The sequence below is a fragment of the Bradyrhizobium sp. Kon37 genome (assembly GCF_055807535.1).
This window is the reverse complement of sequence record NZ_JBVVOY010000017.1, coordinates 79,207-94,172: the sequence shown is the minus strand read 5'-3', so window position 1 is coordinate 94,172 and position 14,966 is coordinate 79,207. Positions and strand designations below refer to the sequence as shown.

At 64.7% G+C, this 14,966-nt stretch carries 19 protein-coding genes; 6 read left to right on the top strand and 13 right to left on the bottom strand.

From position 1 onward, the window contains the following. The first annotated feature begins 23 nt into the window (after positions 1-23). Positions 24-917, top strand: coding sequence for an AraC family transcriptional regulator (locus AC0L3J_RS26720; protein ID WP_473348864.1), 894 nt, complete (start codon positions 24-26; stop codon positions 915-917). A gap of 11 nt (positions 918-928) precedes the next feature. After that, the gene (locus tag AC0L3J_RS26715) at positions 929-1,702 is read left to right on the top strand and encodes an N-acyl homoserine lactonase family protein (RefSeq protein WP_473348863.1); all 774 of its coding nucleotides are present in this window, start codon (positions 929-931) and stop codon (positions 1,700-1,702) included. Here the strand turns inward: AC0L3J_RS26715 and AC0L3J_RS26710 are convergent. From AC0L3J_RS26710 to AC0L3J_RS26695, 4 genes are all read right to left on the bottom strand, one after another. Beyond that, positions 1,699-2,118 carry a hypothetical protein gene (locus tag AC0L3J_RS26710; protein WP_473348862.1) on the bottom strand — a complete coding sequence of 140 codons (420 nt, stop codon included), beginning with the start codon at positions 2,116-2,118 and terminating at the stop codon, positions 1,699-1,701. The two genes, AC0L3J_RS26715 and AC0L3J_RS26710, sit on opposite strands and share 4 nt — an antisense overlap. 151 nt (positions 2,119-2,269) lie before the next feature. Beyond that, positions 2,270-3,055 (bottom strand): glycosyltransferase family 32 protein, encoded by a 786-nt coding sequence (locus tag AC0L3J_RS26705; RefSeq protein WP_473348861.1) that lies wholly within the window; start codon positions 3,053-3,055, stop codon positions 2,270-2,272. A gap of 81 nt (positions 3,056-3,136) precedes the next feature. After that, positions 3,137-3,742 carry a 3-isopropylmalate dehydratase small subunit gene (gene leuD / locus AC0L3J_RS26700; protein ID WP_018459795.1) on the bottom strand — a complete coding sequence of 202 codons (606 nt, stop codon included), beginning with the start codon at positions 3,740-3,742 and terminating at the stop codon, positions 3,137-3,139. Positions 3,743-3,831: 89 nt separating this feature from the next. Continuing rightward, complete coding sequence (locus AC0L3J_RS26695; protein WP_473348860.1) at positions 3,832-4,233, bottom strand: metallopeptidase family protein; 402 nt, start codon at positions 4,231-4,233, stop codon at positions 3,832-3,834. Between the two features lie 155 nt (positions 4,234-4,388). Between AC0L3J_RS26695 and AC0L3J_RS26690 the strand changes: the two genes are divergently transcribed. The 3 genes from AC0L3J_RS26690 to AC0L3J_RS26680 all read left to right on the top strand — a co-directional run bounded on the left by AC0L3J_RS26690 (position 4,389) and on the right by AC0L3J_RS26680 (position 5,691). Continuing rightward, on the top strand, positions 4,389-4,670 hold the full coding sequence (locus AC0L3J_RS26690; protein WP_456769762.1) for a hypothetical protein: 282 nt from the start codon (positions 4,389-4,391) through the stop codon (positions 4,668-4,670). Between the two features lie 41 nt (positions 4,671-4,711). Further along, complete coding sequence (locus AC0L3J_RS26685) at positions 4,712-4,969, top strand: hypothetical protein (RefSeq protein ID WP_473348859.1); 258 nt, start codon at positions 4,712-4,714, stop codon at positions 4,967-4,969. Between the two features lie 155 nt (positions 4,970-5,124). Then, the gene (locus AC0L3J_RS26680) at positions 5,125-5,691 is read left to right on the top strand and encodes a hypothetical protein (RefSeq protein ID WP_473348858.1); all 567 of its coding nucleotides are present in this window, start codon (positions 5,125-5,127) and stop codon (positions 5,689-5,691) included. Positions 5,692-5,800: 109 nt separating this feature from the next. On the opposite strand, the gene AC0L3J_RS26675 is transcribed toward AC0L3J_RS26680, so the two are convergent. The 7 genes from AC0L3J_RS26675 to ffh form a co-directional block, all read right to left on the bottom strand. Next, a complete protein-coding gene (locus AC0L3J_RS26675) occupies positions 5,801-6,010 on the bottom strand; it encodes a hypothetical protein (RefSeq protein ID WP_456766809.1) in 210 nt (69 codons plus the stop codon). Positions 6,011-6,105: 95 nt separating this feature from the next. Then, positions 6,106-7,512 carry a 3-isopropylmalate dehydratase large subunit gene (gene leuC / locus AC0L3J_RS26670; RefSeq protein WP_473348856.1) on the bottom strand — a complete coding sequence of 469 codons (1,407 nt, stop codon included), beginning with the start codon at positions 7,510-7,512 and terminating at the stop codon, positions 6,106-6,108. Positions 7,513-7,835: 323 nt separating this feature from the next. After that, entirely contained in the window at positions 7,836-8,222 is a 387-nt protein-coding gene (rplS, locus tag AC0L3J_RS26665) for a 50S ribosomal protein L19 (protein ID WP_007598824.1), read from the bottom strand. Positions 8,223-8,332: 110 nt separating this feature from the next. Then, positions 8,333-9,088, bottom strand: a complete 756-nt coding sequence (trmD, locus tag AC0L3J_RS26660; protein WP_473348855.1) for a tRNA (guanosine(37)-N1)-methyltransferase TrmD — start codon at positions 9,086-9,088, stop codon at positions 8,333-8,335. A gap of 116 nt (positions 9,089-9,204) precedes the next feature. Then, on the bottom strand, positions 9,205-9,792 hold the full coding sequence (gene rimM, locus AC0L3J_RS26655; protein WP_473348854.1) for a ribosome maturation factor RimM: 588 nt from the start codon (positions 9,790-9,792) through the stop codon (positions 9,205-9,207). Between the two features lie 9 nt (positions 9,793-9,801). Then, positions 9,802-10,134: a 30S ribosomal protein S16 gene (rpsP, locus tag AC0L3J_RS26650; RefSeq protein WP_143842481.1), complete on the bottom strand. Its 333-nt coding sequence runs from the start codon at positions 10,132-10,134 to the stop codon at positions 9,802-9,804. 86 nt (positions 10,135-10,220) lie between these two features. Beyond that, positions 10,221-11,768 (bottom strand): signal recognition particle protein, encoded by a 1,548-nt coding sequence (ffh, locus tag AC0L3J_RS26645; RefSeq protein WP_007598828.1) that lies wholly within the window; start codon positions 11,766-11,768, stop codon positions 10,221-10,223. 385 nt (positions 11,769-12,153) lie between these two features. Between ffh and AC0L3J_RS26640 the strand changes: the two genes are divergently transcribed. Further along, complete coding sequence (locus tag AC0L3J_RS26640) at positions 12,154-13,218, top strand: MBL fold metallo-hydrolase (RefSeq protein ID WP_473348852.1); 1,065 nt, start codon at positions 12,154-12,156, stop codon at positions 13,216-13,218. A gap of 182 nt (positions 13,219-13,400) precedes the next feature. Here AC0L3J_RS26640 and AC0L3J_RS26635 read toward each other — a convergent pair whose 3' ends face one another. Next, positions 13,401-14,117, bottom strand: coding sequence for an SIMPL domain-containing protein (locus tag AC0L3J_RS26635; RefSeq protein ID WP_473348851.1), 717 nt, complete (start codon positions 14,115-14,117; stop codon positions 13,401-13,403). Between the two features lie 5 nt (positions 14,118-14,122). Then, positions 14,123-14,908, bottom strand: coding sequence for a GyrI-like domain-containing protein (locus AC0L3J_RS26630; RefSeq protein ID WP_473348850.1), 786 nt, complete (start codon positions 14,906-14,908; stop codon positions 14,123-14,125). Between the last annotated feature and the right edge of the window lie 58 nt (positions 14,909-14,966).

Here is a 14,966-nt window from a genome sequence, read left to right as displayed (position 1 = left end):
CGGGCTCGGCCTAAAATTGGCGCGTGACCGAAACGCTTCTCCAGATCGCCAGTCGTTATTCCGCGGCTCACGCCGACGACAGGGGCGTCGCCTCCACGCCCTTCGCCGGAGTCTCGATCATCCGCGAGACCGCGCCGAGTGCGCTCCTGTACGCGATCTCCAGGCCTCTGGTCGCACTCGTCTTGCAAGGCGCCAAACGTGTGGCGACCGGCCGGACGTCCTTCGACTTCGGCGCAGGCGCTTCCTTGTTGATTGCGAGTGATGTGCCGACGGTCAACCAGATCACGCGCGCGACGGCGGCCATGCCCTATCTTTCGCTCGTCGTCGAGCTCGACCCCACAACCATCGAGGGACTGGTGGTCGAGATGGGTTCGCTCCCGTTCATTCCGTCCCGCCCGCTGCGAGTCGAGCCGACGGAGCAGGAGCTCGCGGACGTAGCGCTCCGGCTGTTGCGCCTGATCGACCGTCCCTCGGCCTTGCCGATCTTGCGCGGCCAGTTGATGCGAGAGCTGCATTATTGGCTGCTGGCCGGCCGCCACGGCGGGGCCATCAGGGCGCTCGGAATTGCCGATAGCCATGCACAGCGGATCGGCCGCGCGGTTGCGCTCATTCGTGCCGGCTATGCCAAGCCGTTGCGCGTCGATCGGTTGGCCAAGACCGCGGCGATGAGCCCGTCGGCATTTCACGCGCACTTCCGGAGCGTCACTTCGCTGACCCCGCTACAGTTTCAGAAACAGCTTCGCCTGATCGAAGCCCGCCGCGCGATGCTGGCCGACGGTGTGCAGATCGCGACCGCGGCTCATCAGGTCGGCTACGAAAGCATCACGCAGTTCACGCGAGAATATTCCCGGTTGTTCGGCATGCCACCTGGGCGCGACATGCGCGAGGCGAAGCGGCGGATGGAATCGGCGGCTTGATGACTTCCCCAATGGCGACGGTTGACAGACTCTACATCCTCGACGGCGGCATTGCGCAGGTCTCGGACGGTTCGATCTATTCTCCGGGCATCAATGTCGGGATACCCATGACGTTGAGCTGCAATGCCTACCTCGTCAGTCATCGCGGCGAATGGCTGATCTGGGATACGGGAATCGAGGATGAGCTATCGAAGCATCCGGAAGGACGCATCATTGCCCATGGCATACGCGGCATCGTGCGTCGTCCCATCGCGGACCAACTGGACGAAATCGGGGTGCGGCCCCGCGACATCGGCACGATCCTGCTTTCCCACGCGCATTTCGATCATATCGGAAATGTCGATCTGTTCGAGAATGCAAGATGGATCGCCCAGCGGGCTGAATTCGAGGCCATGTTCGGACCGGAGCCTGAAGAATTCGGCTATTCGCTGCAGCACTACAAATCGTTGAAGGAGCGGCCGTACCAGATCGTCGATGGTGACCACGACGTATTTGGCGACGGCGCGGTGCGCATGATCTTCACGCCGGGCCATACCCTCGGGCATTGCTCGCTCATGGTGAGGCTACCGCGGCGCGGCGCCGTGCTGCTGAGCGGGGACGTCGCGCACAATCGCGAGAACCTCCGGCACATGCGCGTGCCGTCCTTCAACGCCGATCCGCAGGCAACGGTCGCGTCCATGGCCAAGGTGGTCGAGCTGCTTCGCTCCGAGAATGCCGAAATCTGGATCAATCACGATATGGCGCAGAGCGATGAGCTGCCTCACGCGCCAGACTGGATCGTTTAAGCGCGCGTCACCTCGGCACGATCGAGCGACTCCAGCGTTGACGCATTGGCGCAGAAGCCGCGATAGTTGTCCGCGGCGGTGCCGTCGGCCAGCTCGCGATCGCACTGGCCCTTGTGGCTGCAAAGTGCGCACACCCGCTCCATATCGCGCAGCAGCAGCGGATGCGCGCGGCCGAGCCCTTCGGCGCTGATGCCGAGCTGCTCCAGCATCTTCGGCAATTCGTCGGCAGAATGCTTGCCGTGGCGGACCAGCTCTTCGAGATCGTCAGGCGCGATCCGCAGATCTTGCGCAATGCGGTCGAAATCGGCGCGATCGAGCTGCCGGATCTCGTTCAGCTCGCGGCGATGCTTCAGCCAGCTTGCGAAGGACTCGATGAGGTCCTGGACAATGGGATAAGGCCTGGTTGCGGTGCTCATGCGAAGCTCCATTCGAACGGCGGAATTGGAGCGAGATTAGGCACAATGGTGCAGGTGCGCGTTGCGCTGGATCAAATAGCGATGAGGGAGCCCCAGGCTCCGCTGCACCTCTCCCGCAAGCGGGAGAGGGAGCGCAACTCTTGCGCGGCAGCTATGCGAACCGCTCCGCCGCCCACGCATACAGGCTGCCCGGGATCGGTTTCTCGCCGCCGCGGCCCTTGGGCGAGATGTGCAGGCCGATGATCTCGCGGTCGGTGACGAGGCCGAGATAGCTCGAGGGATCGAAGAACAATTTTGGCTCGGCATGCACGGCGTAGAACGACTGCTTCGGCAATGCGCAGTGCAGCTCGCCGGTGCGGCGCGCGAGCGCGGTGAGTGCCGCCGGCCCGAAGATCGCAACGCGGATGTCGGAGAGGCGGTTCGAGCCGCCGCGCAGGCGGCGCATCGCAAAGGTGACGCGATGGCGCAGCGACAGCCAGTTCGGCGTCAGCTCCTCCTGCTCCATCAGCTCTTCGAAGGCGGCAACGATGCCGTGCCCGGGCGGAAGGTAAATCACGGAGTTGCCGAGCTGGCGCGGCCGCTCCCACGCGAAATAGGGCTTTGCCGGATCGATTTCGACGGGCCTGAGCAACAGCACGTCGGCGTCGAGCCAGAGGCCGAGGCCTTTTGCCATAAGCTTCATGCGAAAGAAGTCGCTGAACTGAAGCGTGGTCCAGTCGCGCCAGCTTCCATCCGGCTGCGGCGGCCGCAATCGTTCCGAGAACGCATGCGGCAGGATCGCCTCGGCATCCGCATTGCCGACGCCGGTGGGCAGGCCGGGAATGGTGTCAAAACTGTAGACCGTGACCTTGTGGCCGGCAGCCAGCTGCGAGCGCAGACAGGTCTGGCGCAGGGCGTCCATCGGGCCGTGCCAGAAGGTGACGATGTCAGGCAGCATGGGCGCAAGCTATAGAGGACAACGCTGGCAAAGAAAAAGCCCCGGCGCTGTCAGCACCGGGGCGCAAACAAAAACTTGAGATCAGGCCCAGGCGCGTTCGCGCTTGAGCTTGTCCTCATAGGTATCGATCGACGCCTTCTTCTCCATCGTCAGGCCGATGTCGTCGAGGCCGTTGATCAGGCAGTGCTTGCGGAACGGGTCGATCTCGAACTTGACCTTGCCGCCGTCAGGACCGCGGATCTCCTGGTTCGGCAGGTCGATCGTCAGCGTCGCGTTGGCGCCGCGCTCGGCGTCGTCGAACAGCTTGTCGAGGTCTTCCTGGGCCACGCGGATCGGCAGAATGCCGTTCTTGAAGCAGTTGTTGTAGAAGATGTCGCCGAACGAGGTCGAGATCACGCAGCGGATGCCGAAGTCGAGCAGCGCCCAGGGCGCGTGCTCGCGGCTCGAGCCGCAGCCGAAATTGTCGCCGGCGACCAGCACCTTCGCATTGCGATAGGCGGGCTGGTTGAGGACGAAATCCGGATTCTCGCTGCCGTCGTCCTTGTAGCGCTGCTCGGAGAAGAGTCCCTTGCCAAGGCCGGTGCGCTTGATGGTCTTGAGGTACTGCTTCGGAATGATCATGTCGGTGTCGACATTGATGATCTTCAGCGGCGCCGCGACGCCTTCCAGCGTGGTGAACTTGTCCATGGTTGCGCTTTCCCGGGATGGTCTAGGGAACCGGTATTTATCGCGATCGGGGCGGAAATCCTAGGCCGAATTCGGCAGATCTCGTCTGCCTAACCGGGCTCTTGAGCCTCGATCGCGGCCATATCGTCGTCCGACAGGCCGAAATGATGGCCGATCTCGTGGATCAGGACGTGGCGGACGATATGACCGAGGCTTTCGTCGTGCTCGGCCCAATAGTCCAGGATCGGCCGGCGGTAGAGCCAGACCATGTTGGGCAGCCGCGCCACGTCGCCAAAACTCTGCTGCGGCAGGCCGACGCCCTGGAACAGGCCGAGCAGGTCGAACTCGCTCTCGCATGCCATCTCGTCCAGGACTTCCTCGGTGGGGAAGTCGTCGACGCGGATGATCACGCCCTCGCACAGCCTACGAAACTCCGCCGGCAGGCGTTCGAACACGTCGTGCGCCATCGCTTCCATCTCGGCCAGCGAGGGCGCTTTCAATTCCGTCCACATGGGCTTCTCATAGCGTGGGTTTCGCGGCGATGCATCCGGCTTTATAAGCGCGGCGAGGTTGACGGGCGCCGTCAAAACGGGGAGCCTAGGGCCTCGAAATGGACGTTCAGATGGGCGGAAAAATGCGAGCGAAAACAGCGCTGACGCTACTGTGCATGGGGTTGTTTTCGCAGTTTTGCGTTGGCGCGGAGGCCCAGACCGCGGCTCCCGGGATCAGGCTGGCCCAGGCGGCCTCGCGAGACGATCTCCCGCCGCCGCGCAAGCGGGCCCCGGCGCGCCTGCGCGTCACGCCCTATTACAGTCCGGATGGCGTCTATCCCCGTTACAATCCCGGTCCCGATGCGGTGCGCGAGTGCAACGCCACCTATGTGCAGGAATATCGCCCCAGCGGCACGGTGATCGTGCCGCATATGAGCTGCTACTGGCGCCGGGGCTGATACGAGCGCGATGCCGTCGCGCGCCTGAGGCGGAGGTCGTCATGACGAGATGGTTCGCATTGGCGGTTGCTGTCGGGCTTGTCGCAGGCCTGCCTCACGCGTCCGCTGCGCACAGGGTGACGAAGCTGCCCGATGCGTCGGCCGGGCGCGCGGTGTTCGACGGGCGCCGACATGTGCGGTCCGATGTCGTGCGATACGCCCCGCGTCCTGATCCGCATTACTACGCGCGGCCGGTCTACTACCGTCCTTATCCCTACGGCGTGCCCGCACCCTTCGTGCTCGGCTTCAGGCCGTGGTGACGACGTCGCGGCGCGGCGCAGTGCACGTCGTTCATTCATGAGGCATTCACGTCGCTGTCCCTAATTTAATCTTGGGAGCGACTGCTAATGAACACGGATGACGCGAGCCGGGAGCGAGCGTCGCAACTCCGCTGTCCAGATTCAGGGAGAAGTCGATGCTGAGGATATTGGGTCTCAGGGCAAGCCCGATGCGCTTGCTCGGAATTGCGACCGCCGCGACGCTGATGCTGTCGGCCGGAACCACGCGTCGTGCTGAGGCGATGACCCCGATCAATCCGACGGCGTTGCCTGCGGCGAAGGCCGCAAGTGACGACGTGATCCCGGTTCGCCACGGTGGTGGCGGCGGTGGGCATGGTGGTGGCGGTCATGGCGGCGGCTTCCATGGCGGCGGCGGTTTCCACGGTGGAGGCGGCTTCCACGGTGGCGGAGGACATATCGGTGGCTTCCGCGGCGGTGGTTTCCACGCTGGTGGTTTCCGCGCCGCGCCCGCCTTTCATGGCGGCGGCTATCGCTACGGCGGAATTCATCATTACGGCGGCTATCACCGCTACGGCGGCTATCGCCCTGCCTATTACGGCCATCGCCATTTCCATCGGCGCTACTACGGCGGCTACTATCCCTATTACAGCCATCCGCGCCGCTGCCGGGTCATCTGGACCTATTACGGCCCGCGCCGCGTCTGCCGCTGGCATCGCTGGCACCATCCGTACCGCTATTGGTGATGTGAGTTGTGTCGTCATGCCCGGGCTTGTCCCGGGCATCCACGATCCTTCTGTGCAAGTCTAGAACGTGGATGGCCGGGACGAGCCCGGCCATGACGGAGAACGTCGGTTAAATCCAATCCTTCAACTTCCACGTCGCCGACGTCCAGCGCGTGAGGTTCTCCAGCTTCCATTGCTTGAACATCGCCGGCGGCCAGCGGCTGAGCTTCGAGGCCTCCTCGACCTCGGGCTTGGCGATCATCCGCAGCGGCGCGGCGCGCCGCCGGTGCTGGGGCGTCGCCGCGCTGATCAGATCGACATATTCAGGCTTGCTGGCCATGAGCTCGTGTCCTCGCGATACCTTCGCGAGGACGCAGTGTCGGCGCTGCCGATTAACGGCGGTTTGCCGCAATCGCTCAAATTGCAGGGAGCGGCTTACCGCCACTCCCTGATGTCGACGAAGTGACCCGCGATCGCCGCGGCTGCGGCCATCGCCGGCGACACCAGATGGGTGCGGCCCTTGAAACCCTGGCGGCCCTCGAAATTGCGATTCGAGGTCGAGGCGCAGCGCTCTTCCGGAGCCAGCTTGTCGGGATTCATCGCGAGGCACATCGAGCAACCGGGCTCGCGCCATTCGAAGCCGGCCTTGATGAAGATCTTGTCCAGACCTTCAGCCTCGGCCTGCTCCTTCACGAGGCCGGAGCCCGGCACGACCATGGCGTTGACGCCGCCTGCGACTTGCTTGCCTTCCGCGATCTTGGCGGCGGCGCGCAGATCCTCGATCCGGCCGTTGGTGCAGGAGCCGATGAAGATGCGGTCGAGCTTGATGTCGGTGATCTTCGTCCCCGCGGTCAGGCCCATATATTTCAGCGCGCGGTGCTTGGAGAGACGCTTGGCCTCGTCCGCGATCTTGTCGGGATCGGGCACGCTGCCGGTGACCGAGATCACGTCTTCAGGACTCGTGCCCCAGGTCACGATCGGCGGCAGCTTCGCCGCATCGAGCCGCAGCTCGTGGTCGAAATGCGCGCCCTCGTCCGAGCGCAACTTCTCCCAGTAACGCATCGCCGCATCCCAGTCGGCGCCCTTCGGTGCCTTCGGGCGGCCGCGCAAGAAGTCGAACGCCTTCTGGTCCGGCGCGACCAGGCCGGCGCGCGCGCCGCCTTCGATCGACATGTTGCAGACCGTCATGCGGCCTTCCATGCTGAGCGCGCGGATCGCGTCGCCGGCGTATTCGAGCACGTAGCCGGTGCCGCCCGCGGTGCCGATCTCGCCGATGATCGCGAGGATGATGTCCTTGCCCGTCACGCCGTCAGGCAATTTGCCGTCGACGGTGACGCGCATGTTCTTCGCCTTCTTCTGGATCAGCGTCTGCGTCGCCAGCACATGCTCGACTTCCGACGTGCCGATGCCGTGCGCGAGCGCGCCGAACGCACCATGCGTCGAGGTGTGGCTGTCACCGCAGACGATGGTGGTGCCGGGCAGCGTGAAGCCCTGCTCGGGGCCGATGACGTGGACGACGCCCTGACGCTTGTCGAACTCGTCGTAATATTCGATGCCGAATTCCTTGGCGTTGTCGGCCAATGCCTTGATCTGCTCGATGCTTTCAGGGTCGGGGTTCGGCTTGCTGCGGTCGGTGGTCGGCACGTTGTGATCGACGACGGCCAGCGTCTTCTCCGGCGCGTGGACCTTGCGGCCGGTGGCGCGCAGGCCTTCGAACGCCTGCGGTGAAGTGACCTCGTGCACCAGATGGCGATCGATATAGAGCAGGCAGGTGCCGTCCTCGGCTTCGTGCACCAGATGGTCGTTCCAGATCTTGTCGTACAATGTGGTCGGCTTGGACATGAGCGTCAGCTCCAGGAATGTGTGTAGAGCGGGTTGCGCGGCTGGCGCGCGGGCAACGAAATCGTCAGCGCAGCTTTTAGGCTGCGCGCGTAAGCTCTGACGTTGCCGAGGTCGCGAAGCGTCCGAAGAACCGGCCGGGCAGCCGCGAGCGATCGTCGATGACGACGCGCTTGACGGGCGAGAGGCTGGTCAAATCTGGAAACATTCCAAGAATATATAGCAGGCCGAACCGGAATCGCGAGGGCTTTGACGCGCACGGCTGACGCAACAAAAAAGCGCGGGGTTTGGCCCCGCGCTCTCGGTAACTCGTCTGTAAGCGGAGCTTACTCGTTGACGGCAGCAGCCGGGCGGTCCTGCTTCTTCTCGACGATGCGGGCCGACTTGCCGCGAAGGTTGCGGAGGTAATAGAGCTTGGCGCGACGCACCTTGCCGCGGCGCACCACCTTGATCGAGTCGATCATCGGCGACATCACCGGGAACACGCGCTCCACGCCTTCGCCGTACGAAATCTTGCGCACCGTGAAGCTCTCGTTGAGACCGCCGCCGGAACGGCCGATGCAAACGCCTTCATAGGCCTGCACGCGGGTGCGGTCGCCTTCGACGACCTTCACGTTGACGATCACGGTGTCGCCGGGGCCGAACTCCGGAATCTCCTTGTTGGCGGAGAGCTTGTCGAATTGCTCTTTTTCGAGCTGTTGGATCAGGTTCATGGGTAAATCTCCATCGGCGCGCCCAGCCTTGGAAAACGGGGGCTGCGCGAAATTCGTTTATCCAGCCATTGCGGATGTGGCCGCTGCTATAAGGCAAGCCGGAGCGTTTGTCACCCGTCTGTCTTGTTTTTTGGCGTTTTTTGGCGTCCGGCCCGATTCGGGACTTTGCTCGGGATTTGGGCCCACAAATCCGGTCGCCGGGCCGCCGTCAGGGCCTCGGATTCCGCCCGCCGCCAGCTGGCGACCTTGGCATGGTCGCCAGAGGTCAGGATTTCCGGGATAGGGGTTCCCTCGAACAGCTGCGGGCGGGTGTATTGGGGGTATTCGAGCAGGCCGTCCGAGAAGCTTTCCTCCGTTCCCGAGGCTTCCTTGCCCATCACGCCCGGCAGCAGCCGAACACAGGCGTCGATCAGGGCCAGGGCCGCGATTTCACCACCCGAGAGCACGTAATCCCCGATCGAGACCTCTTCCAGGCCCCGCCCGTCGATCACGCGCTGGTCCACCCCCTCAAACCGCCCGCAGACGATCAGGGGACCCGGGCCCGTGGCGAGCTCCAGGACGCGGGCCTGGGTCAATGGCCGACCCCTCGGGCTCATCAGCAGTTTCGGCCGGTCCGGGCCGATCGCGGCGGCATCGATCGCGGCCGCCAAAACATCGGCCCGAAGCACCATGCCCGGCCCGCCGCCGGCCGGGGTGTCGTCGACGCTGCGGTGGCGGTCGGTGGCCGAGGCCCGGATGTCCCGCGCCTCCAGCTTCCAGAGCCCGCTAGTCAGCGCCCGGCCGGCCAAGCTCACGCCGAGCGGCCCCGGAAACATCTCCGGAAACAGCGTCAGCACCGTCGCGCGCCAGGGTGAGGAGGTGGTCATCGGATCTCAATTATTGTCGTCCCGGACAAGCGGAGCGCAGATCCGGGACCCATAGCCACCGCGCTTCGTTTTGCGACGGCTGGAGCGATCAGCTTAGCCAAAATTCTGGCCTGTGGTTATGGGTCCCGGCCCCCCGTGCGCAAGTTGCGCACTAGGCCGGGACGACTCGGGGAGGAATCCTCCTCTTCGTCATCGCCGTCGTCACCCGCGATTTCCTGCGGCAGCGCGATCACGACGCGGCCGCCGGCGATGTCGACCTCAGGCACCACTGCGTCCGTAAACGGCAGCAGTATTGTAGTGCCTGTGGGCGGCGCGATTTCGATGATGTCGCCGGCGCCGAAATTGTGGATCGCGAGCACGCGGCCGAGCGCATCGCCCGCCGTGGTGACGGCGGCGAGCCCGATCAGATCGGTGTGGTAATATTCACCCTCGTCCGTCGCGGGCAGCTTTTCGCGCGCGACGTAGAGCTCGATGCCGTTGAGGCGCTCGGCCTCATCGCGGGTCGTGACGCCCTTGAACGTCGCAACCAGATGATCCTTGGCCGCGCGCGCCGTTGCAACCTCGAACTGGCGCTTGCCGTCCTTGGACGAGAGCAGACCGTAGCTTCGCACGGCAAATGGATCTTCCGTGAAGGTCCACAGTTTGACCGCGCCGCGCACCCCATGCGCGGCGCCGATCCGCGCGACGCAGACCAGCGCCGGCATGATCTCGCCTTAACCCTTCGCGGCGGCTTCGGCCTGCGCCTTGCGCTCCTTGCGCGGCACGGCCTTTTCCGGATTGCTGCGCGCTTCGCGCTTCTTGACGCCGGCGGCGTCGAGGAAGCGCGACACACGGTCCGACGGCTGCGCGCCCTTGGCGAGCCAGGCCTTCACCTTGTCCATGTCGAGCTTCAGCCGGGTCTCGTTGTCCTTCGGCAGCAGCGGATTGAAATAGCCGAGACGCTCGATGAAGCGGCCATCGCGAGGGAAGCGCGAATCGGCGACGACGACGTGATAGACGGGGCGCTTCTTGGTGCCTGCACGGGCGAGACGGATAACGACGGACATCTAAGTTCTCCTTCAAAGTACGTTTTGTTCGGTTGATTGGTATTCCGCGTTGCGCGAGACCGTTGCGATCTCCCGCGACGAATTCCTCATTTCTTCTTGCCCGGGAAACCGCCGAGACCCGGCAGCATCGGCTTGCCGCTCAGTCCGGTCAGGCCCGGAACGTTCGGCAGACCCTGGCGCAGTCCGGGCGGCAAATCCTTCGGCAGGCTGGGCAGACCTTGTCCGCCACCACCCTGCATCTTTTCCTGCAGCGCCTTCATCTCTTCCGGCGAAGGCGGCTTCATGCCGCCGCCAAAGCCCATCGCCTGCGCGATGCCCGCGAGCGGGCCGCGCTTGCCCGAGCCCATGGCCTTCATCATGTCGGCCATGTTCCGGTGCATCTTCAGCAGCTTGTTGACCTGCTCGACGCTCTGGCCGGAACCTGCGGCGATGCGCTTCTTGCGGCTGGCCTTGAGCAGATCGGGATGACGGCGCTCGTCGCGCGTCATGGAATCGATCACCGCGACCTGGCGCTTCAAGATCTTGTCGTCGATGCCGGCGGCCGCGATCTGGTTCTTCATCTTGGCGATGCCGGGCATCATGCCCATCAGCCCGCTGATGCCGCCCATATTGGCCATCTGCGACAGCTGCTCGCGCATGTCGTTGAGGTCGAACTGACCCTTGCGCATCCGCTCGGCGGTGCGCGCGGCCTTTTCCGCGTCGATGTTGGCGGCGGCGCGTTCGACCAGCGAGACGACGTCGCCCATGCCGAGGATGCGGCCGGCGATACGGTCGGGATGGAAATCCTCCAGCGCGTCGGTCTTTTCACCTGTGCCGAGCAGCTTGATCGGCTTGCCCGTCACCGCGCGCATCGACAGCGCGGCGCCGCCGCGGCCGTCGCCGTCGACACGCGTCAGCACGATGCCGGTGAGGCCGACGCGCTCGTCGAAGGCGCGGGCGAGGTTGACGGCGTCCTGGCCGGTGAGGCTGTCCGCCACCAGCAGCACTTCATGCGGATTTGCGGCGGCTTTGATCGCCGCCGCTTCCGCCATCATCTCTTCGTCGAGCGTGGTGCGGCCGGCGGTGTCGAGCAGCACGACGTCGTAGCCGCCGAGCTTGCCGGCCTCCAGCGCGCGCTTCGCGATCTGCGCCGGCAGCTGCCCGGCGACGATCGGCAGCGTCGGAATGTCGAGATCGCGGCCCAGGACGGCCAGCTGCTCCATCGCCGCGGGACGGTAGATGTCGAGCGAGGCCATCAGCACCTTGCGCTTGTCGCGCTGGACCATGCGACGGGCGAGCTTTGCGGTGGTGGTGGTCTTGCCGGAGCCTTGCAGGCCGACCATCATGATCGGCACCGGCGGCACGGAATTGATGTCGATGGTCTGGCTTTCGGCGCCGAGCGTGTTGATCAGCTCGTCATGGACGATCTTGACCACCATCTGGCCTGGCGTCACCGACTTGACGACGGTGGCGCCGATCGCCTGCTCGCGGACCCGCTCGGTGAAGCTGCGCACCACCTCTAACGCGACGTCGGCTTCCAGCAGCGCGCGGCGCACCTCGCGCATGGCGGCGTCGACGTCCTTTTCGGTCAGCGCACCGCGCCCCGTCAGACGATCGAGAATGCCGCCAAGCCGTTCCGACAGATTGTCGAACAATGCCGTTGTCCTGTTGCTGTCCTCCCGATGGGAGGAGCACTCCGTTACTCACCGCTGTCATGCCCCGCGAAGGCGCGGGGGATGACCACTCACTTGGGCAAGCGATCTTCCAAACACCTTTACGCCCGAGGGCGCATCGCGCTGTCGGGCGTTGGCCTCTGGCCTCTGGGGTCAGTGGGCGGGTCGAAAAGAAAGCCTTTCCGAGAAAGTGGGCGGGTTAAACGCCGCTGCCGCCCGAAAGTCAAGGAAAGTTAGGGTGGCCGGGGCCGCTTTGGAAGGCAAGGCCTTGAAAAGATGAACTTTCCGGCGGCGGGTTCCTTTTCCGCAGACCCCGCCCATATAGCGGTGATGTCCTGCCCCTCCGACCATCCCTGAAGCCAGATCCGTGCCGATCACCCGCCGCCGCCTTTTCGGACTGCTCGCCGGTGCCGGCGCATTGGTCGGCGTGCCCTCCCTTTGGATGTCCCGCATGAAAACCTATGACGGCCCGGTCTCCGACCATTTCGACGGCCTGAACTTCTTCGATCCGGACGGCGTGCCGCCGAAATCGCTTCGTGAGGTCCTGCGCTGGCAATTCGGCGGCAAGCGGCAGCGCGCGAGCTGGCCGGATTGGGCGCCGAGCCCCCATGCCGACGCCCCGCCGGACCGCGTCGACGGCGACAAGGTGCGGCTCTCTTTCGTCGGCCACGCCAGCTGGCTGATCCAGACCGGCGGCCTCAATATTCTCGTCGATCCCGTCTGGTCGACGCGGGTCTCGCCCGTCAGCTTCGCCGGGCCGAAGCGGCACAACGATCCCGGCATTGCGTTCGACAAGCTGCCGAAGATCGATGTCGTGCTGGTCTCGCACGGCCATTACGATCATCTCGACATGGCGACGCTGTCGCGGCTCGCCAAGAATTTTGCCCCGCGTGTGGTGACCCCGCTCGGCAATGACGTCACGATGCGCAGCACCGATGCGACGATCAAGGTGGAAGCGTTCGACTGGCACGATCGCGTCGAGCTCGGCGGCGGTATCGCCGTGACGCTGGTGCCGACCCGGCACTGGTCGGCGCGCGGCATGTTCGATCGCAACAAGGCGCTGTGGGCGAGTTTCGTGCTGGAGACGCCGGCGGGGAAAATCTATGTCGTCTGCGATTCCGGCTATGGCGATGGCGGGCATTTCCGCCGCGTCGCCGAGAAGCACGGCCCGTTGCGCCTGGCGATCCTCCCGATCGGCGCCTACGAGCCGCGCTGGTTCATGCGCGACCAGCACATGAATCCGGAGGATGCGGTGAAGGCGCTGGCGGATTGCGGCGCGCAGGAAGCACTCGGGCATCACCACGGCACGTTTCAGCTGACCGACGAAGCAATCGATGCGCCGGCGAAGGCCTTGGTCGAGGCACTCGATGCCGCCAAGGTTCCGCAGGAGCGGTTCGTGGCGATGAAGCCGGGGCAGGTGGTGGAGGTTTAGGTTCGTCGTCGCTGCTAACTCCGCTGTCGTCCCGGCGAAGGCCGGGACCCATAACCACCGAATGCGATTTGGCGAAGATGGGTCAATGCCATCTCGCGCCATAACTTCTTCTGAGGAGTATGGGTCCCGGCCTGCGCCGGGACGACACCGTTGTTGTAGCAGGCACTGTGCCTCTTACGCCCTCACTGCCCCTGCTTGATCGCCCAGCTCACATTCACCGTCACCGCCAGCGTTTCCTCGCCGGGCGCAACGGCCGCGCCGCCTGCGGCCATCGGCGCTGCGGCCATGCGCCCCTTGAACAGCGGCATCGGGGCGCCGCCTTCGGACACGCTGAGCGGCGCGCCGAGCGTGACTCCGGTAGTCTTGGCGTAGATCTCAGCTTTGCGGCGGGCGTCTGCGACGGCCTTCTCGCGGGCATCGTCGAGCAGTTTCGAGGCCTGCGTCACCTCGAAGGAGATGTTGCCGATATCGTTGGCGCCGGCGCCGACCAGCGTGTCGATGATGGCGGCGACCTTGGTCACGTCGCGGATCTTCACGGTGACGCGGTTGGAGGCGCGGAAGCCGACCACGGGCGAGGCACCGGTGGATTTATTCTGGCCGTATTGCGGCTGCAGCGACAGCCGCGAGGTCTGGTAATCCTTCTCGTCAATGCCTGCGCCCTTCAGCGCCAGCAGCACCTTGCCCATCGCGGCGTTGTTGGCGTCGGAGGCTTCCTTCGCCGACTTGGCGTCGTTGCCGACGCCGGCATCGATCTGCGCCAGATCAGGCGCGGCGGAGATCGTGGCTTCGCCGCTCACCGAAATCGCTGACGGAAAATCGTCGGCGAGCGCAGGCGCTGCGAGCAGCGCGGCGGCAAAGGACGTGACAAGGGAGGTCAAAAGGATGGCAGGCTTTTTCATCGGTCTCACTTCAGCGGCACGAATACATTGATCACGAGCTTGTCCTCGGCCGTCTTCAGGGGATCGGTGAGGTATTCCTCGATGAAGGTGTCCTTGGCTTCCAGCTTCTTGTCGTCGAGGTGGTTGGTGATCGCCTCGTAGGTGTTGTCCATGTTGTCGTAGGAGCCGCGATGGACGAATTTCAGCGCCTTGCCCTCCGGCGATTTGCCGACGCTCATGTCCTTGGGCAGGTTCTTCGGGTCCTGCTCGACCGGGATTTCGGCTAAGAAGGTGAAGCCGGTGTCGTCGGTCGAGGTGTAGACGATCATCGAATTGCCGGCGTGCTTGATGCCCTGCTTGTCCAGCAGCGTGTTCAGTGCCTTGAAGGCGTCGATCAGTGTGTCGAAGGCAGAGTCCCAATTGGCAGTGCCCTTGACCATCACGACCTTCTTGGGCTCGAGCGTGGTCTCCTGTCCAAAGGGATCGGCCGTCTGCACGGGAGCCGGCGTCGCGGCGGCAGCCGGGGGCGGAGTGGCCGGGCTGGGTGAGGCACTGGCGGCGGGCGAGGGCGAGGTTGCCGGGGACGTTGCAGGCGACATTGAAGGGCTTGGCGAGGCGCTGGCCGCCGGCGAGGGCGTGGCAACGGGTGCAGCGCTCGCGGCCGGGGCAGGCGAAGCTGACGGGGCCGGCGAGGGGCTCGCTGATGCGGCCGGCGCCGGGCTCGGCGTTTGGGCCAGCGTGGCCGACAGACCAAACGACAAGGCCGCTGCCGGAATCAGCGCGGCCAAAGCGAGACGACGAAACCTGAACATTTTTATTCTCCCCAATAGCTTATCCGCCAAGGCCTTACGTCCCCGAGGCCTTAACCCG

What these genes read in the sequence shown, in the direction of transcription:
- trmD (WP_473348855.1), bottom strand. Translation starts at nt 9,088, where the DNA reads ATGACCACCTCCTCACCCTGGCGCGCGACGGTGCTGACGCTGTTTCCG.
- AC0L3J_RS26675 (WP_456766809.1), bottom strand. Translation starts at nt 6,010, where the DNA reads ATGGCCAGCAAGCCTGAATATGTCGATCTGATCAGCGCGGCGACGCCC.
- AC0L3J_RS26705 (WP_473348861.1), bottom strand. Translation starts at nt 3,055, where the DNA reads ATGCTGCCTGACATCGTCACCTTCTGGCACGGCCCGATGGACGCCCTG.
- AC0L3J_RS26695 (WP_473348860.1), bottom strand. Translation starts at nt 4,233, where the DNA reads ATGTGGACGGAATTGAAAGCGCCCTCGCTGGCCGAGATGGAAGCGATG.
- AC0L3J_RS26690 (WP_456769762.1), top strand. Translation starts at nt 4,389, where the DNA reads ATGGGGTTGTTTTCGCAGTTTTGCGTTGGCGCGGAGGCCCAGACCGCG.
- AC0L3J_RS26715 (WP_473348863.1), top strand. Translation starts at nt 929, where the DNA reads ATGGCGACGGTTGACAGACTCTACATCCTCGACGGCGGCATTGCGCAG.
- leuC (WP_473348856.1), bottom strand. Translation starts at nt 7,512, where the DNA reads ATGTCCAAGCCGACCACATTGTACGACAAGATCTGGAACGACCATCTG.
- AC0L3J_RS26680 (WP_473348858.1), top strand. Translation starts at nt 5,125, where the DNA reads ATGCTGAGGATATTGGGTCTCAGGGCAAGCCCGATGCGCTTGCTCGGA.
- AC0L3J_RS26710 (WP_473348862.1), bottom strand. Translation starts at nt 2,118, where the DNA reads ATGAGCACCGCAACCAGGCCTTATCCCATTGTCCAGGACCTCATCGAG.
- rimM (WP_473348854.1), bottom strand. Translation starts at nt 9,792, where the DNA reads ATGCCGGCGCTGGTCTGCGTCGCGCGGATCGGCGCCGCGCATGGGGTG.
- leuD (WP_018459795.1), bottom strand. Translation starts at nt 3,742, where the DNA reads ATGGACAAGTTCACCACGCTGGAAGGCGTCGCGGCGCCGCTGAAGATC.
- AC0L3J_RS26630 (WP_473348850.1), bottom strand. Translation starts at nt 14,908, where the DNA reads ATGTTCAGGTTTCGTCGTCTCGCTTTGGCCGCGCTGATTCCGGCAGCG.
- rplS (WP_007598824.1), bottom strand. Translation starts at nt 8,222, where the DNA reads ATGAACCTGATCCAACAGCTCGAAAAAGAGCAATTCGACAAGCTCTCC.
- rpsP (WP_143842481.1), bottom strand. Translation starts at nt 10,134, where the DNA reads ATGTCCGTCGTTATCCGTCTCGCCCGTGCAGGCACCAAGAAGCGCCCC.
- AC0L3J_RS26685 (WP_473348859.1), top strand. Translation starts at nt 4,712, where the DNA reads ATGACGAGATGGTTCGCATTGGCGGTTGCTGTCGGGCTTGTCGCAGGC.
- AC0L3J_RS26635 (WP_473348851.1), bottom strand. Translation starts at nt 14,117, where the DNA reads ATGAAAAAGCCTGCCATCCTTTTGACCTCCCTTGTCACGTCCTTTGCC.